This is a genomic window from Candidatus Chlorohelix sp., assembly GCF_037138995.1.
In the GTDB taxonomy this organism is placed as follows: domain Bacteria; phylum Chloroflexota; class Chloroflexia; order Chloroheliales; family Chloroheliaceae; genus Chlorohelix.
Genome location: NZ_JBAXHI010000019.1, coordinates 54757 through 69422, shown reverse-complemented (window position 1 = coordinate 69422; position 14666 = coordinate 54757). Strand labels below are relative to the sequence as shown.

Annotated in this window: 13 protein-coding genes; 4 read left to right on the top strand and 9 right to left on the bottom strand. The window is 46.0% G+C overall.

What is annotated here, in order from left to right:
- Positions 1 to 190: 190 nt before the first annotated feature.
- From WCK19_RS10545 to WCK19_RS10530, 4 genes are read left to right on the top strand one after another with little or no spacing between them, the layout of a single operon-like run.
- Positions 191 to 904, top strand: coding sequence for an alpha/beta hydrolase-fold protein (locus WCK19_RS10545; RefSeq protein ID WP_342397338.1), 714 nt, complete (start codon positions 191 to 193; stop codon positions 902 to 904).
- A gap of 17 nt (positions 905 to 921) precedes the next feature.
- Entirely contained in the window at positions 922 to 1893 is a 972-nt protein-coding gene (locus WCK19_RS10540) for a hypothetical protein (protein ID WP_342397337.1), read from the top strand.
- Between the two features lie 58 nt (positions 1894 to 1951).
- Positions 1952 to 3361: a hypothetical protein gene (locus WCK19_RS10535; protein WP_342397336.1), complete on the top strand. Its 1410-nt coding sequence runs from the start codon at positions 1952 to 1954 to the stop codon at positions 3359 to 3361.
- Between the two features lie 16 nt (positions 3362 to 3377).
- Positions 3378 to 4487 carry a carboxylate-amine ligase gene (locus WCK19_RS10530; RefSeq protein ID WP_342397335.1) on the top strand — a complete coding sequence of 370 codons (1110 nt, stop codon included), beginning with the start codon at positions 3378 to 3380 and terminating at the stop codon, positions 4485 to 4487.
- 47 nt (positions 4488 to 4534) lie between these two features.
- Here WCK19_RS10530 and WCK19_RS10525 read toward each other — a convergent pair whose 3' ends face one another.
- The 9 genes from WCK19_RS10525 to WCK19_RS10485 form a co-directional block, all read right to left on the bottom strand.
- A complete protein-coding gene (locus WCK19_RS10525) occupies positions 4535 to 5770 on the bottom strand; it encodes a hypothetical protein (protein ID WP_342397334.1) in 1236 nt (411 codons plus the stop codon).
- A 12-nt stretch (positions 5771 to 5782) separates the two neighbouring features.
- Positions 5783 to 6241: a universal stress protein gene (locus WCK19_RS10520; protein WP_342397333.1), complete on the bottom strand. Its 459-nt coding sequence runs from the start codon at positions 6239 to 6241 to the stop codon at positions 5783 to 5785.
- Positions 6238 to 7377 (bottom strand): acetoin utilization protein AcuC, encoded by a 1140-nt coding sequence (locus WCK19_RS10515; RefSeq protein ID WP_342397332.1) that lies wholly within the window; start codon positions 7375 to 7377, stop codon positions 6238 to 6240. Before WCK19_RS10515 ends, WCK19_RS10520 begins: the two co-directional genes overlap by 4 nt.
- Positions 7378 to 7387: 10 nt before the next feature.
- Positions 7388 to 7732 carry a cyclic-di-AMP receptor gene (locus WCK19_RS10510; RefSeq protein ID WP_342397331.1) on the bottom strand — a complete coding sequence of 115 codons (345 nt, stop codon included), beginning with the start codon at positions 7730 to 7732 and terminating at the stop codon, positions 7388 to 7390.
- A 114-nt stretch (positions 7733 to 7846) separates the two neighbouring features.
- Positions 7847 to 9247, bottom strand: coding sequence for a heterodisulfide reductase-related iron-sulfur binding cluster (locus tag WCK19_RS10505; RefSeq protein ID WP_342397330.1), 1401 nt, complete (start codon positions 9245 to 9247; stop codon positions 7847 to 7849).
- 59 nt (positions 9248 to 9306) lie between these two features.
- Complete coding sequence (locus WCK19_RS10500) at positions 9307 to 10653, bottom strand: FAD-binding oxidoreductase (RefSeq protein WP_342397329.1); 1347 nt, start codon at positions 10651 to 10653, stop codon at positions 9307 to 9309.
- Positions 10654 to 10662: 9 nt separating this feature from the next.
- Positions 10663 to 12114: an FAD-linked oxidase C-terminal domain-containing protein gene (locus tag WCK19_RS10495; protein WP_342397328.1), complete on the bottom strand. Its 1452-nt coding sequence runs from the start codon at positions 12112 to 12114 to the stop codon at positions 10663 to 10665.
- Between the two features lie 182 nt (positions 12115 to 12296).
- Complete coding sequence (locus WCK19_RS10490) at positions 12297 to 14000, bottom strand: MFS transporter (RefSeq protein ID WP_342397327.1); 1704 nt, start codon at positions 13998 to 14000, stop codon at positions 12297 to 12299.
- A gap of 42 nt (positions 14001 to 14042) precedes the next feature.
- Positions 14043 to 14597: a PadR family transcriptional regulator gene (locus tag WCK19_RS10485; RefSeq protein WP_342397326.1), complete on the bottom strand. Its 555-nt coding sequence runs from the start codon at positions 14595 to 14597 to the stop codon at positions 14043 to 14045.
- Between the last annotated feature and the right edge of the window lie 69 nt (positions 14598 to 14666).

Here is a 14666-nt window from a genome sequence, read left to right as displayed (position 1 = left end):
CTATCAATATTGTTTAGACCCCTCCCTTGTTGCTTCTTAGCTTGATGCCTATGGGAGTAAAAAAAATAGAAGCAGCTGCAAATGTTCTAGGCTTTCTTATAAAAATAATCAGTAGATTGACAATTTCCCACCTGAATGTTAAATTCTGCAAGGTTTTTGTCTTGGAATCCGTTCAACCAGAAAGAAGAACATGAATAGAGAATACCACCAATGGTACAGTTCCAGCCTTGGGCGTGTCATGGAATTGCTGGTTTTTGGGCATGCCGGTGCGCCCGTGATAGTATTTCCTACTTCTATGGGGCGTTTCTACCAATACGAAGATAGTGAAATGGTTGAAGCCTTAAAGGATAGGCTAGATAATGGCTGGTTACAGCTATTTTGCATTGATAGTGTTGATAACGAAAGCTGGTATAACAACCATGTTCCACCTTACGAGCGAATCAATCGGCACATTGCCTATGACCGCTATGTGACCGAAGAGGTTTTGCCTTTTATCAGAAATAAAAACCAGAACAACTTTATTATTACAACCGGATGTAGTTTTGGCGCTTTTCAAAGTGTCAATTATGGATTCCGACATCCAGAAATTGTCCGCAAGATTGTAGCGCAAAGTGGGCGCTATAACGTCCATACTTATCTGGACGGCTTTGTTAACAATGATGTTTATTATAACGTGCCGGTGGATTATATCGGAGGGCTTGGCGAAGGCGACTTTACCAATAAGCTTCGTAGGCAGGAAATCTTTCTCGTAGTTGGTGAATGGGACGTGCCGGTTTGCCTTTATGAAACAAAACAACTTGCCGGAATTCTTGAGTTAAAGGGCATATCACACCATCTTGATATTTGGGGGGGCTACGACCATGATTGGCCCGCGTGGAGAACTCAGATTCGTAAGTACTTATAATATCACTGGAGAAGGAAATGGCAGTCAAAGCAAAGAAAGTAAAAGAACCGCTGAAAGTTGGTCTAATTGTTGGGCGGGAAGGAACTTTCCCACAGGCTTTTATAGACAGCGTTAATTCGAGAAATGCGGGTATCGTTGCCGAGATGGTTTCACTCGTTGGCTCTTATATGGATGAACCTTGTGAATATAAAGTTATCGTTGATCGTATTAGCCATGAAGTACCGTATTATCGCAGCTACCTGAAAAATGCCGCCCTTCAGGGAACTATTGTTATCAACAATCCTTTCTGGTGGACTGCTGACGATAAATATATTGAGTCAACAATTGCTACTAAACTAGGGGTAGCACATCCCAAAACAGTCGTTTTACCTAACAAAGCTTATGTAGAAGGAATTATTGACGAGTCGCTGAGAAATTTAACCTATCCCTTGCCGTGGAATGATATAGTGGCTTATACAGGGCTTCCTGCTTTCCTTAAACCAGCAACAGGGGGAGGTTGGAAGAATGTGTATAAGGTTCATGATCTCGACGAACTTTGGCGTTGCTACAACCAAACTGGTGAGCTAACAATGGTTTTGCAAGAAAACATTGAATTTCGCCAATACGTGCGCTGTTATGCTATCGGTCGTGATAATATTAAGGTAATGCCTTACGATCCTTCCGAGCGCAAATACATAGTTGACCCCAATTATCTTTCAAAAGAATTGCACGACCGCATAGTGCATGATTGCCAGACGTTGTGCGATGCTCTCGGTTACGATATGAACACGCTTGAATTTGCAATTCGTGATGGCGTACCCTATGCTATTGATTTCCTGAATCCCGCTCCAGATATGGATTTTTGGAGCGTAGGCGAAACCTACTTTGAGTGGGTTATCGGGGCAATGACCGATTTGGTGATTGATTATGCTACTGACAAACGCAAACCTCAACCGGTACGTTATCGCTGGGATGCGTTATTGAGCGGCAGAAATACGCGCTCAAAGTAATAGAGTAGTTAAAAGCGGGGTGAAAAACGCCCCGCTCCTTCGATTGGGGGATTATAAGATGGATGCAAATCGCCAAATCAAACAAGAAGCGGCACGCCTTGAAGAAGCTATAAGCTATTATCACTCGTTGATAACTGGCAGTCCTGAACTTGCTGACGATAGTTGGCAAATGCTGTTGGATGGCATGCCACCCCGTAAGTTAACCTTTGGCGGTAAGCCCCTTTGTAACGTCTTGCGCCCCCATTTTACCACTAGAGTGCATTTCAATTATATTCGGGAAGTGTGCAATGCGTTGACAGGCGCAATTGCTCGCTTGGGCGATGTTATGCTCGGCAGTGATAAAGCCGAATCTGAGAGATTGCTGGCAGATGTAGGCTTGACCGAAGAAGAACATCGCTTGCTGGCGTTTGATACTGGCTACAAGCGTTTGAGCGCACATAGCCGCCTAGATAGCTTTCTGAGCGTTGATGCTGATGGTTTGACTATGCACTTTGTGGAATACAACGCCGAATCCCCCGCAGGCGCAACCTATGAAGATGGTCTCTCCGAACTATTCACCACTTTACCTGTGATGAAAAAATTCACCGAGAAATATCAGCTTAGCCATATTGATGTGAAACCAAAATTACTGGATATGTTGTTGAACAACTATCGTGAATATCTTGGAACTCGTCCAACGCGAGTACCACAGGTCGCAATTGTGGATTGGGATGATGTGCCAACCCGAACTGAGTTTGAGCTTTTGCAAGAGCATTTCGGGCAGCGCGGCGTGAAAGCTATCATTTGTGACCCCCGCGAATTAACCTATACTGATGGTAAATTGCGTAAAGATGATTTTGAAATAGACCTTATTTTAAAGCGCGTATTGGGAAGCGAGCTAATCGAACGGGCAGCAGAGTGCAAACCTGTTTTCAAAGCCTATGAGGAGGGCGCGGTTTGCATGATTAACAGCTTCCGCTGCAAAATCTTTCATAAGAAGATGATTTTCGGACTTTTAACTGATGAGCAAAATCATCGTTACTTTTCTTCTCTCCAACTGGAACTGATTGAAAAACATGTGCCGTGGACAAGACGAGTGCGCGAAGGAAAAACTACCTACAAAGGCGAAGAAATTGACCTACGCGCTTTTGTTATGCAAAATAGGGACAGGTTAGTTCTGAAACCGAATGACGAGTACGGTGGCAAAGGTATTACAATTGGTTGGGAGAGCGAGTCTGACGCATGGGAAAAAGCCTTTGACGCAGCCTTGCCCGAACCGTTTGTGGTGCAGGAAAAAGTTAAGGTGGCAAAAGAACTGTATCCTGTATTGAATAATGGCGAGACTGTCTTGGCAGAACGGCTAGTAGATTGTGACCCTTATATTTTTGACAGTGAGGTAGCAGGGCTGCTTACACGTCTGTCTGCGGCATCGCTGCTTAATGTTACAGCAGGTACCGGAAGCACTGTACCAACTTTTGTTATTGAGTAATAAATTGGAGTAAAGTATGCGACGCCCTACACCTTCCTTTACATTAGGTATCGAGGAAGAGTTCCAATTGGTAGATCCTACCACACGCGAGTTAAGCCCACGCAATGCCGAAATTATTGCGGTTGGCGCTCCTATATTGGGCGATAATATCAAGCCTGAAATGTTAATGAGTTGTGTGGAAACGGTTACGCCTATTTGCAAAAACATTAAAGAAGCGCGTGAGCATTTGACTCGCAATAGATATACCCTATCAGAGCTTGCTTTCAAACATGGTTTGGCGATTGGCGCTGCCGGTACGCATCCCTTTACAAGTTGGCAGACGCAACCGATAACTCACCATGAGCGATACCATATTCTGGAAGAAGAATTACAGGATGTTATTCGCGAGATATTGATTTTCGGGATGCATGTGCATGTAGGTATAGAAGACCCTGACCTTGCGGTACAGATAATGAACGAATTGCGCTACTTCTTGCCCCATATTCTGGCACTTTCAACCAGTTCCCCTTTCTGGATGGGGCGCAATACCGGGCTAAAATCATTCCGGTCGGTGGTCTTTGGGCGTTTCCCTCGCACAGGCATACCCGAAGAATTTGAAAGCTTTGCCGCTTTTGACAGCTACGTACAAACTCTAGTTGATACCCATTGCATTGATGATGGCAAGAAAATCTGGTGGGATGTTCGCCCACATCCTCAATTTACCACCATTGAAGTTCGTATCTGTGATATGCCAACCCGAATGGAAGAAACTCTGGCTTTAGCCGCATTAATTCAAGCGGTTTGCGCCAAGCTTTATAAATTACGTGTGCAAAATATCGGCTGGAGGCGTTATAGCCGCGCTCTGATAATGGAAAATAAATGGCGGGCGGTGCGCTATGGCATTGAGGGGAATATGATTGACCTTGGAAAGCAAGAAGAGGTCAGCGCGAAAAATTTGTTGAATGAATTGCTGGAATTTGTAGATGAAGTGGTGGATGAGCTAGGAAGTCGCAAGGAAATTGAGTATATTCGTACCCTTATTAAAGGCGGAACCAGCGCAGACCGCCAACTCGCCACTTTTCACCAAACCGGGGATTTTAAGAAAGTGGTTGACGGTATTTTATTGGAAACTATGGAAGGTCTTTAGCTCAGGTTTTTTGTTTGAGGCAAGGGGTTAAAGCCCCTTGTTTCTCGTTAGCCTGTTGCACTTTCGCCCCAGCGTGTTACTGCTTCATCCAGCAATTCCCGGATATGTCCGGGTGGCACTTCGCTCACTGCCCCAAAAACCCTCTTACCTACAAGAATTTGTAACTCACCCTCCGCCCCACCAATAACATGTACTTCCTCGCTGATATAGCCTGGAGACGTGTAATTGCGCTCTGCAATCAAGTTTTGCAAAATGCCCTCGATACCTGCGGCGAGATTAAAAGCCGGAACAGGAGCCTCATCCGCTGCATTTTCCAGCAATTCACGCGCTTCTTTGGAGAGAAAAAGTTTTTGCATTAGTTTGTTGCGCTTGAGTTCACCCCGCCCAATCGCATCTTTGGTTTTCTGCTCTAAATCAACTGAATAAAGCGGACGCGCATTCTTGGGGTCATAAAGCGGTACAATATTAGAGGGCGCGGTTTCATTGCCGGGAGACTGTTGCGGATTTGTTTCACTGGCAGATGGTCGCTTATTAGCTAATCTTTGGGATAATGTCCCTCCATGCATTGGCTTGTTATCGGGTTGCTCAGTTGGCAACACAGGAGTAGGCTGCCTGACCGCAACGGGCGGCGTATAAGTGGTGTAATCTACTAGGGAAGGCACAGGAGCAGTTTCCGGCTTCTCATCCTCCAGTAAAATTTGTAGCGCCTCCGCCACCGGATTTGATTCTAGCACTGGCGGATTTACAACAGTAGGCTGATTTGAAACAGCAAATGCCTCACTAAAACAAGTAATAGAGAATAGGTCGCTGGTGCGTCCATTTGTGCCGGACAGTTTTGAGGAAATTTCAACATGCGTATCGGGTAATAACATCTCAAACCAGCCATTCCAAAGCATCTCAACCGCAAAACTGAACGCTTCCGTACCGGAATTGGTGGCTTTACGTAAGGTATCGGTTAAGCTCCACGAAGAAACCTCAATCTCAGCCTGATATTCGGAAAAAAGGCGAAATTCACCCTTCCAACCGCGCTCTCCATACACCAAACTCAGGAAAGTTTTGAGAATCTCAAAGGCATCAGCTAGATTATCGGCTTTGCTCTTACCAACTAGCGCCAGAATAGCTTTCATTTCGGTTTTGGCTAAAGCATTCCGAACTTTGCTATTGAGCTTTAGCGCGTCAGAACTTCCCAATGCCGCAGTAGCCTTAATCAACCACTGGGCATCTTGGAAAGATATAAGCCAACGCAATAATTCTAGCTGTCGCTCTGGTTTGATTTCGTACAAGCTGAACTCCCGCTAAACGATTTTGCTAGGGTTCTGAAGATTTGAATCAGGGCGCACAATCATAACCGAACAAGGGGCATGATTTATCACTTTAATAGCAACACTGCCAAGCATACCCTCATCACGCCGGATACTGCTATGTGCGCTACGATGTCCCATAACAATCAGGTCGTAGCCCCCTTCCAAAGCTTCGTGCAGAATTTCATCAGCCGGGTCAACCCAACGGAATCTTTTGTGAGCGCGTACCTTTTTGTCCGCCAAAATCGAGAGACCTTCATCTGCCACTTTTTCATAGTCCGCTTCGTTCATATGTTGAATAGTGGCATCTTTGCTAACTCCTCCAAAAAGTGGACCACCTACAGTCAAAACGGTTACTTCAGAATTAAAGTGTGTAGCAATTTCAGCAGCATGTTGTGCTGCAACCTGCGATACAAGGCTGCCATCGTAGGCAAGCAAGATTCGCTTAATCATGAGAGTAATAGCCCTTTCATACGAAACCAATCCACCATTTCAGCCACTCTGACGAGAGTGTTATCTGAGGTGAAATCTTCTTGAAAAGTTACGGGGGCTTCTTCCCCTGTAATTTCTTTATAGCGGGTGCGCCAATTATCGGGAAGAAAATCAGGTAATTCTGCATCAATCAAGGTCGCAATCATTTCCGTCCAACGTAGAGCGCACGACTCCAAGTTGTAACCACCACCGCCAAACAAGGCTAATCGCCCGTCACAAACTTCTTCAGCTTGTTCGCGCAGAGAACGAATAATATGCTTATAACTGGCAGAAGAATAATTCAATTCAGTTAGAGGGTCGCCCCCATGCCCGTCCACCCCCATTTGAAGCAGAATAAATTCGGGCTTGAAATCATGCAACAATTGTGGCACTAGCGAATCCCATGCCCGTAACATACTCTGGTCTCCACTGTAAGGAGGCATTGGCATATTGAATTTGGTTCCTGTTGCAATTCCGCGCCCTAATTCATGGATTGCGCCTGTGCCGGGGAATAGGTAACGCCCATCTTCATGAAAATCAATGAAGATTACATTCGGGTCTTCATAGAAACCGTACATCACCCCATCACCGTGATGGGCATCTATATCTATATAGGCTACTCTTTTTAGCTTGAACTCGCGCCGTAATAGCTGAATGCAAACCGCGAGGTCATTGAAGACACAAAACCCGGAGGCACGTCCGGGAAAAGCGTGATGCAATCCCCCCACAATAGTAGCCCCATAACGTGCTTGCCCCTTCATTACCGCTTCGCAAACACTCCAACTACTGCCCACTACGGTTTTTGCAGCTTCAAAACCGCCCAACATCGCAGGTGTATCGCCTCCATCCAGATACCCAAACCCACGTTTGCAGGCACTTTCGACAAAATCAATGTAATCCTGTGTATGGAACAAGCGCAATTCTTCGTTGGAAGCTTCTCTAGTATTGAGATTTAATACATCGTCTCGCTCAGGAATGCCTAAAGCTTTGAGAAGTTCCCACGTAACTTTACCGCGTTTTGCACCAAAAGGATGTTCCGGTCCAAAATCATAGGTGAGTAACTCAGCGCCGTACACTATGGCTAACTTCTTTGATTGCCCTACATTATCGTTTGTCATTATATGTTACTCAAATTCTTTCGTAGCGTTCGAGATCTAGTACGAAAACAGTAGCTTTTGCAGTTTGAACTTCGAGAGGTTCTTCCTTTGCGGTTTGCATCGTAACAGTTGTAGGAGTGGGGAAAGGATTTGGCACGACATTCTGATGATGAGGGTGAGCATGCCCGGCAACAATGTTTAATACTTGGTTAACAGATTCTGCCGGTATTCCAACGATAATAGTGGTGTTGCCCTGACGAAGAAACCCGCCGGTACTGGCTAATCTAGTGGCACGATAATCGGAAGATGTCAGAGCATCAATTAGCTCGTCTGCATCATCATTTTGTACAATTGCTACTACCAGTTTCATTCCCATAATGGAAATCCCCTAAATATTGAACTTCCTTTTCATTCTACCACCAACTATAGGCACATTATAGGTTTAGGTAGTAATCAAGTCAACTGTTAGCTATTTTATTAGCGTTTATTCTTAAATTTCAGCCGCTCGATATGCCTCGTCCAATAATTCTACGATATGAGCAACATCAATCGGTTTACCCAATCCTTTTTGCAGCCCTGCGCGTTTTACGCCCAGTTTCATTTGTAGATGGCAACCGGGGTTAGCAACAATGATACATTGTGGGCGTGCGTCCGCTATATTTTCCATTTTTTCATCGAGGATTTGCAAGCTCAATTCAGAATTGGTTACATTGTAAATCCCCGCGCTACCACAACATTTGTCACTATCTTTCATCTCTACCAGTTCAATTCCGGGAATCGCCTTTAGCAGTGCGCGTGGCGGGAATTGGATTTTCTGTCCGTGTAACAGGTGGCATGCGTCCTGATAAGTTATGCGCCGATTAATGCGCCCAAAATTGCGGTTAAGCTCAATACTTGCCAGAAACTCGGTAATATCTTTTACTTTTTCGGAAAATGCTTCGGCGCGTTTCGCCATTGCCTTATCGGATTTTAGCAGTTCGCCGTATTCTTTCAACATTGCGCCACACCCGGCAGCATTGATAATAATGGCATCGAATTTGCCGAATTTGCGCTCGCTTTCCTCGAATACCTCGATGTTGCGAATAGCCATTTCCTTGCCATATTCACGGTCTCCGTTGTGTACATGGAGTGCGCCACAGCAATTTAAGCTTTCGGGTACTACCACTTCACAGTGGTTGCGGGTCAAGACTCTCACGGTAGCTTCATTAATACCGGCGAAGGCAATGCTCATCACGCAACCGCTAAATAGCGCCACTCGATATTTTTGCTCGGTAAGCGCGGGGACTTTCCCTTCTTCTGGAGGTTCAAATAATGGCTTGCTGATGGGCGGAAGCAGTGTTTCTTCAAGGTCGGCGAGTTTGCCAAGCCCTATTTTGGAGAGCGCGGGTAGTCTTAGGAAACCTACGGCGCGATTAATCTTCTGTATGGGTGACCGCTGGTAAAAGCGGGTGGCAAGGGCAAAATATCTCAGGTTATTTGGTTTCGGGAATAGCTGTCGGAATACCAACCAACGGATAATTTTTTCAGTGCGGCTTTGCTTTTGGGCTGTTTGTTGGGCAACTTCAGCGGAGGTTAGTTCTACCAAATGTCCGTATTTAACGCCACTAGGACAGGCGCTTTCGCAAGCACGGCATTGCAAGCATTGGTTTAGATGTTTTTGTAGGGATTCACTTTGCCCGGAAATGCGCCCTTCCGCAAAAGCTCGCATCAAGTAGAGCCTGCCGCGTGGCGACTCTGTTTCATTGCCTGTGACTCGGTAGGTAGGGCATTGGTTCAAGCATAGCCCACAATGGATGCAGCGCGTCATATCATCGTAGCTAGGGGCTTCCCCCTGCATGAAACCGGGCAAACGTTTATCTTTCACAAGGTCAACCAATTTTACGGTGTCCATCACTCAGTCCACTTTCTAGTAGCCGTCAAATTCCCAATGGCGCAAAACAAAAACCGCGCTTAAATGCTATTAACGAACCTTCCGGGGTTCAGAGTACGATTGGGATCGAGTTTTTTCTTGATGTCGCGCATAAGCCGCAATTCAGTACGGCTCAAGGCATTGCCCCATATATCTTTAAGCTGGGTTTTGAGCGTTAGTGGAGCTTGCTCTATTATTGCTGAACCGCTATTTGATTCTACTTTGGCAGTAATTTCCTTAATGAATTTCAGGGCTGTTTCTTCGTCATTTTCAGGGTATTTAGCCACGACATACAAAATACCGTGTCCCGCGTGTGCCATACACTCAACCTGAATATTATTCATTTTGGCAGATTGATGAGCCTGTCGGATAATCATAGCCACCTGAGTGGGTACGACCCCTGCCTTTATTACAAGCGTATTGGGGGCATTCAATGAAGGGCGGTAGGCAAAATCTGTGACAGGCGACCAAAACTTAGATTGGCTGTCCTCATCGTTTATACGCTCCACCTTCGCGCCGCTTAATTGCCAGACTAATTGCTGGATTTCGCGCAACTGTCTTTCTACTGCTTGCGCCGTATTCCTAACCTCAATCAGCAGGGTAGTACGTGCTTCCAAGCCTAGCGACTCCGCCCCATTAGAATCTAACACTGTTTCTGCGGTAGGAAAAATGCCTTTATCAATAATACGTAAGGCGGCTTCGCAAGCCTCATGTTCGGCATTAAAAGGGATTAGGACAGTGGCGCGTGCTTTCGGTAGGGGCAATAGTTTGAGATTCAATTCCAAGAGCATTGCCAGCGTACCCATAGAACCTATCATCAATTTCATCATATCGAAACCGGCAACATTTTTGACCACGCGCCCGCCCCCTTTGGCGAGTGTGCCGTCTGCCAACGCAAAGCGCACCCCTATAAGCCAATCTCGCGCCGCGCCATACTGAAGGCGGGTAGGTCCGCTGCTGTTGCTGGCAATTGCGCCACCCACAGTTGCAGTAGCGGAAAGAGGCGAGGTAATTGGTAGAAATTGTCCCTGCTTCTCTAATTTACTTTGTACCTGTGCTAGATTTGCGCCCGCCTGTACGCATAGAGTCAGGTCTGCTGCCTCGTATTCGAGGATTTGATTCAGCTTGCGGGTTGAGATTACAAGGTCAAGCCCTTCTATAGAATTGCCGATTCTTAGCTTGGTGCCGCCGCCTCGCACTGAAACTTTCTTGCCTGTGGAGTCAGCTTCTCTGAGAAATTCAGCGGCTTCTTCATTAGTGGTAGGGTAGGCAACCGCTTTCGGTATTTGCCCGTCAATTGCCAGTTTTCCCAGATTCTCGTTGTCCGTTTTCGGCGTGGTTTCCTTACCTGTCCGCCGAGTTCTCTTTTTATTTCCGGTTGCTTTCATGAATCACCCTTAAATCCAAGCTTCTTCCATGCCCGGTTTTGACTTTAGTAAGCGCATTTTCAAGCTGATTTCTCCGCAACTTTGGCGTGTGGGAAAGACTTTCCAAGGATTGGCGGTATCATTTGGGTTGAAAACATCTTTAACCTTACGCATTGTCTCAAGGTCGGCTTCGCTGAATATCCATGTCATATACTCTTGCTTTTCAGTACCGATGCCATGTTCTCCGGTGATAGTTCCGCCTACATCCACGCAAAGTTTCAGGATTTTCTCACCCGCTTCGATTACCCTTTCCAGAATACCCGGTTCTCGCGCATCAAAAAGTAGGCTCGGATGCAAGTTGCCATCTCCGGCGTGGAAAATATTTGCCACCACCAGATTGTATTCGCGCCCTATCTCCATCACCTTGTGCATAACTTCAGGTAATTTGGTTCGCGGCACAACGCCATCATGCAGATAAAAATTGGGAGCAACCTGTCCGAGCGCTCCGGCAGCGCTTTTGCGCCCCTTCCATAACTTCTGCCGTTCTTCTTCACTGGTGGCATATTTTACATCAAATGCGCCTGTACGACGGCAAATATCTATTATAGTATCCTGTAAATCCCCTAATTCTTCTCTGAGACCGTCAATCTCGATTAGTAGAACTGCTCCAGCATCGGGGGGGTATCCGGCGTGCATAGCGCGTTCTATCAACTCAATCATTACCTGATCCAGCATTTCCAAAGCAGCCGGGACTATCCCTGCACCAATGACCTGCGCTACTGCTTCACAGGCTTCATCAATTGTATGGAAAAGGGCGAGGAAGGTTTGTACCGCTTCGGGTATCTTCATGGTTTTAACGGTTGCCTCGGTTATAATACCAAGCGTACCTTCGCTACCCACAATGAAGCCGGTCAGGTCATAGCCGGGACGGTCAGGGGCAGCCCCGCCCGTTTTTACAACTTCGCCGCCGGGCAGAACAAGCTCAAGCCCCAATATGTGATTGGTGGTAGAACCAAGCGCAAGGCAATGCGGACCGCCGGAGTTGAGAGCGATATTGCCGCCGATAGTGCTGGCGCGTTGGCTGGCAGGGTCAGGCGCAAAAAAATAGCCTGTACTAGCAATTTCGTTGCTCAAATCAATATTAACCATGCCGGGTTCAACTACTGCATAGCGGTTTTTAGGCTCATGTTTTACCAACTTCTTCATACGTGCCAGTGAAACCACTATCCCGCCACGCACCGGAATACTACCGCCATTCAAACCGGTTCCCGCTCCTCGTGGTACCACTGGAATTTTATTTTTTTCGCATAAGTCCATGAGTTGGGAAATCTGTTCGGTGTTGCGGGGCAAAACCACCGCTTCCGGGCGATTGCTGTCAATGGAGAAATCATACTCATACACCATAATATCTTCTACATGGTGCAAGACGCTATCTTCGCCGAAAATCTTGATAAGCTCTTTAACCAGTTGTGCTTTATTCATTGGGTTAAGAGACTCCTTCGTCAGTTTCTATTGCAGAATGAAGGTGAAGTTGTCGTCATTTTACCACAGTACCGATTATTTTAGAAGTGAAAAAAAATCTAACACTTCTATTCTAGCTTTTACAAAGAGCAAAGGTATAGCCCTCGCTACACCCTTGCTCGGAGAAAGGAGAAAAATTATGTTTATGCGCCTGAACTTGCTTCAGGCTTCGCATTTTTTAGGTGTCGAGCGAATGAAGCCGGTATCACGCCTAGCAGGATAAATATACCGCCTAACAGCCAAGTATAACGGAAAGCATCAACGCTGGCTTTATTGAACTCGTTACCAATTTTGGTGTTCAAAACTGCAAGTTGCGGTTGTATTGCTTCCATTCCCGGCATTCCCTTCGACATTGTTACCAAGTCAAAAGCTTGAGATTTACCGCTTTGCATGCTTGCACCGCCTTGTGCGCCCATTTTATCAAATTGTTGAACAATCATAGTACGCGCAATTTCGGGTATAGTAGCATCGCTGCGTATTATTTCTACCACTCTTGCCTTTGCATCAACCATGTTGTCTTTGACCTGTCCGGCAAAGAAACTAATCATAATTGCTACGCCCAACGCAAAGCCGATTTGACGGAAAGTGTTGAACACACCACTCCCCACCCCTGCTTTAGAATGTGGCACTTCCGATAGTACGATATTTGAGAAGGTCATGAAACTGGTGCCAAGCCCGATACCTACCAGTACACCGCGCCATATGACCTGAATATACTCCGAGTTGTAATCCAAGCTAAAGAAGCTCAATAAACCTACACCGGATACTATTAACCCACCCATTGCTACGTAACGCAAGTTGGCTTTACGGCTGAACATCCCAAACACGCCGGAGGTGATGAAGCCTGCAATCGGCATTGGCAAGAGCGCGTAAGCGGCTTCAAGCTCGTTGTAGCCTCTGGAAGTAATAAAGTATAGCACTAGCATTAACATACCGGCTTGAATACCGATGCCAAACAGGAACATTGCAAAGTTAGAGGCAATGAAGCTACGTATCCTGAAAAGGCTAAAATCAATAATAGGGTGTTTTTCCTTTAGCTCCACTATGATGAAAAGAGCCATTGCCAGCACAGAGCCAACGAACATCCCAATAATTCCTGCTGAACCCCAACCCCAACTATTGCCGTTAATGATTGCCAGTACCAAACAGAGCAGAGAGACGCTAAGCAAAATCATACCCGGCAAATCAATTGCACTGGATGTATTAGGGTCACGATTTTCCGGCACATTGCGCCACACCATAAATAATGCCACTATGCACACCGGGATATTGACAAAGAATATAGAACGCCAATCATAATTATCTACCAAGAAGCCGCCAATAATCGGACCTAACGCCATCGCCATACCGGTTATTGCTCCCCATATACCGATAGCCGCACCACGTTTTTCGGGTGGGAACACAATGGTGATAATGGCAAGGCTTATAGGATTTAACGCCGCCGCGCCGATGCCCTGTACTGCCCGGAAGCCGATTAGCCACTCAATGCTAGGAGCAACCGCACAAAGCAATGAACCGATTGTGAACAGCACCATACCGCTCATAAAAACCCGCTTGCGCCCGAATTGGTCGGCAAGTCTGCCCATTGTGACCAATAACACTGCGAAAACGAGATTGTAGGCATTTAATACCCAACTGGTGGTAATAGTATCCGATTTTAGCTCTGTAGAAATGGCGTTGTAAGCGATATTTACGATTGTTCCATCCAGTAACGCCATAAATAGTCCCATTACCAGCGAGACCAACACCAACCAAGGGTTAATTGGTCTGCCGTCTGGGAAGCGCATAACCGCTTGATTTTCTGATTCAGCGCTTGTCACGGGTTTATGCTTATTTGTAACCTGCATTTTAACTCTCCTGCTTTTATTGGGGTAAGCTCAACCCCAGATTCACTGTTCGACTAACTCTTGTTGCTTTAAACTGACACCCCATTCCAATTCGCGTTGCCAATGTACCGCCCGATGTTCAATGGCATGGACAATTGAGTAGCGATGTTGAGGAATTTCTTGGCTAGATAAGCCATGTTTTAATTCCTCACATTTGGCTTTCAAGTAAAGAACATGCGCTTGGCAATAATTGATGTAATGCTCAATCAAAAATAGGCGCTCATCGGGAGAAAGGGTGTCCATCATTGCGGCTTTTAGCCAGAAAATTTTCTGGTAATCTCCGGGATTTGAGGAGGTATCCAGCATTAACCGCCGGAATAGCTGAGACCCCTTAGCGGTTATCCGGTAAGCGTTGGTTTGCCGCCCACTTTCTTTTTGAGTTAAATCCGGCTCAATGGCTTCGATTGCGCCTTCTTTTTCTAATTTAGCCAGTAGCGGGTATAGCCTCCCACTATTTACTTTTGCGTAAGGTCCCAACACATTATTGACTATCTTGGCTATCAGGTAGCCATGTGCCGGGGTTCCTAACAGTATTGAGAGTATTATTAGTTCATACATAGCATCTTATCTCATTCTGATATATCACACTGATATATTATCATGATATATTCTACCACCGATATTTTT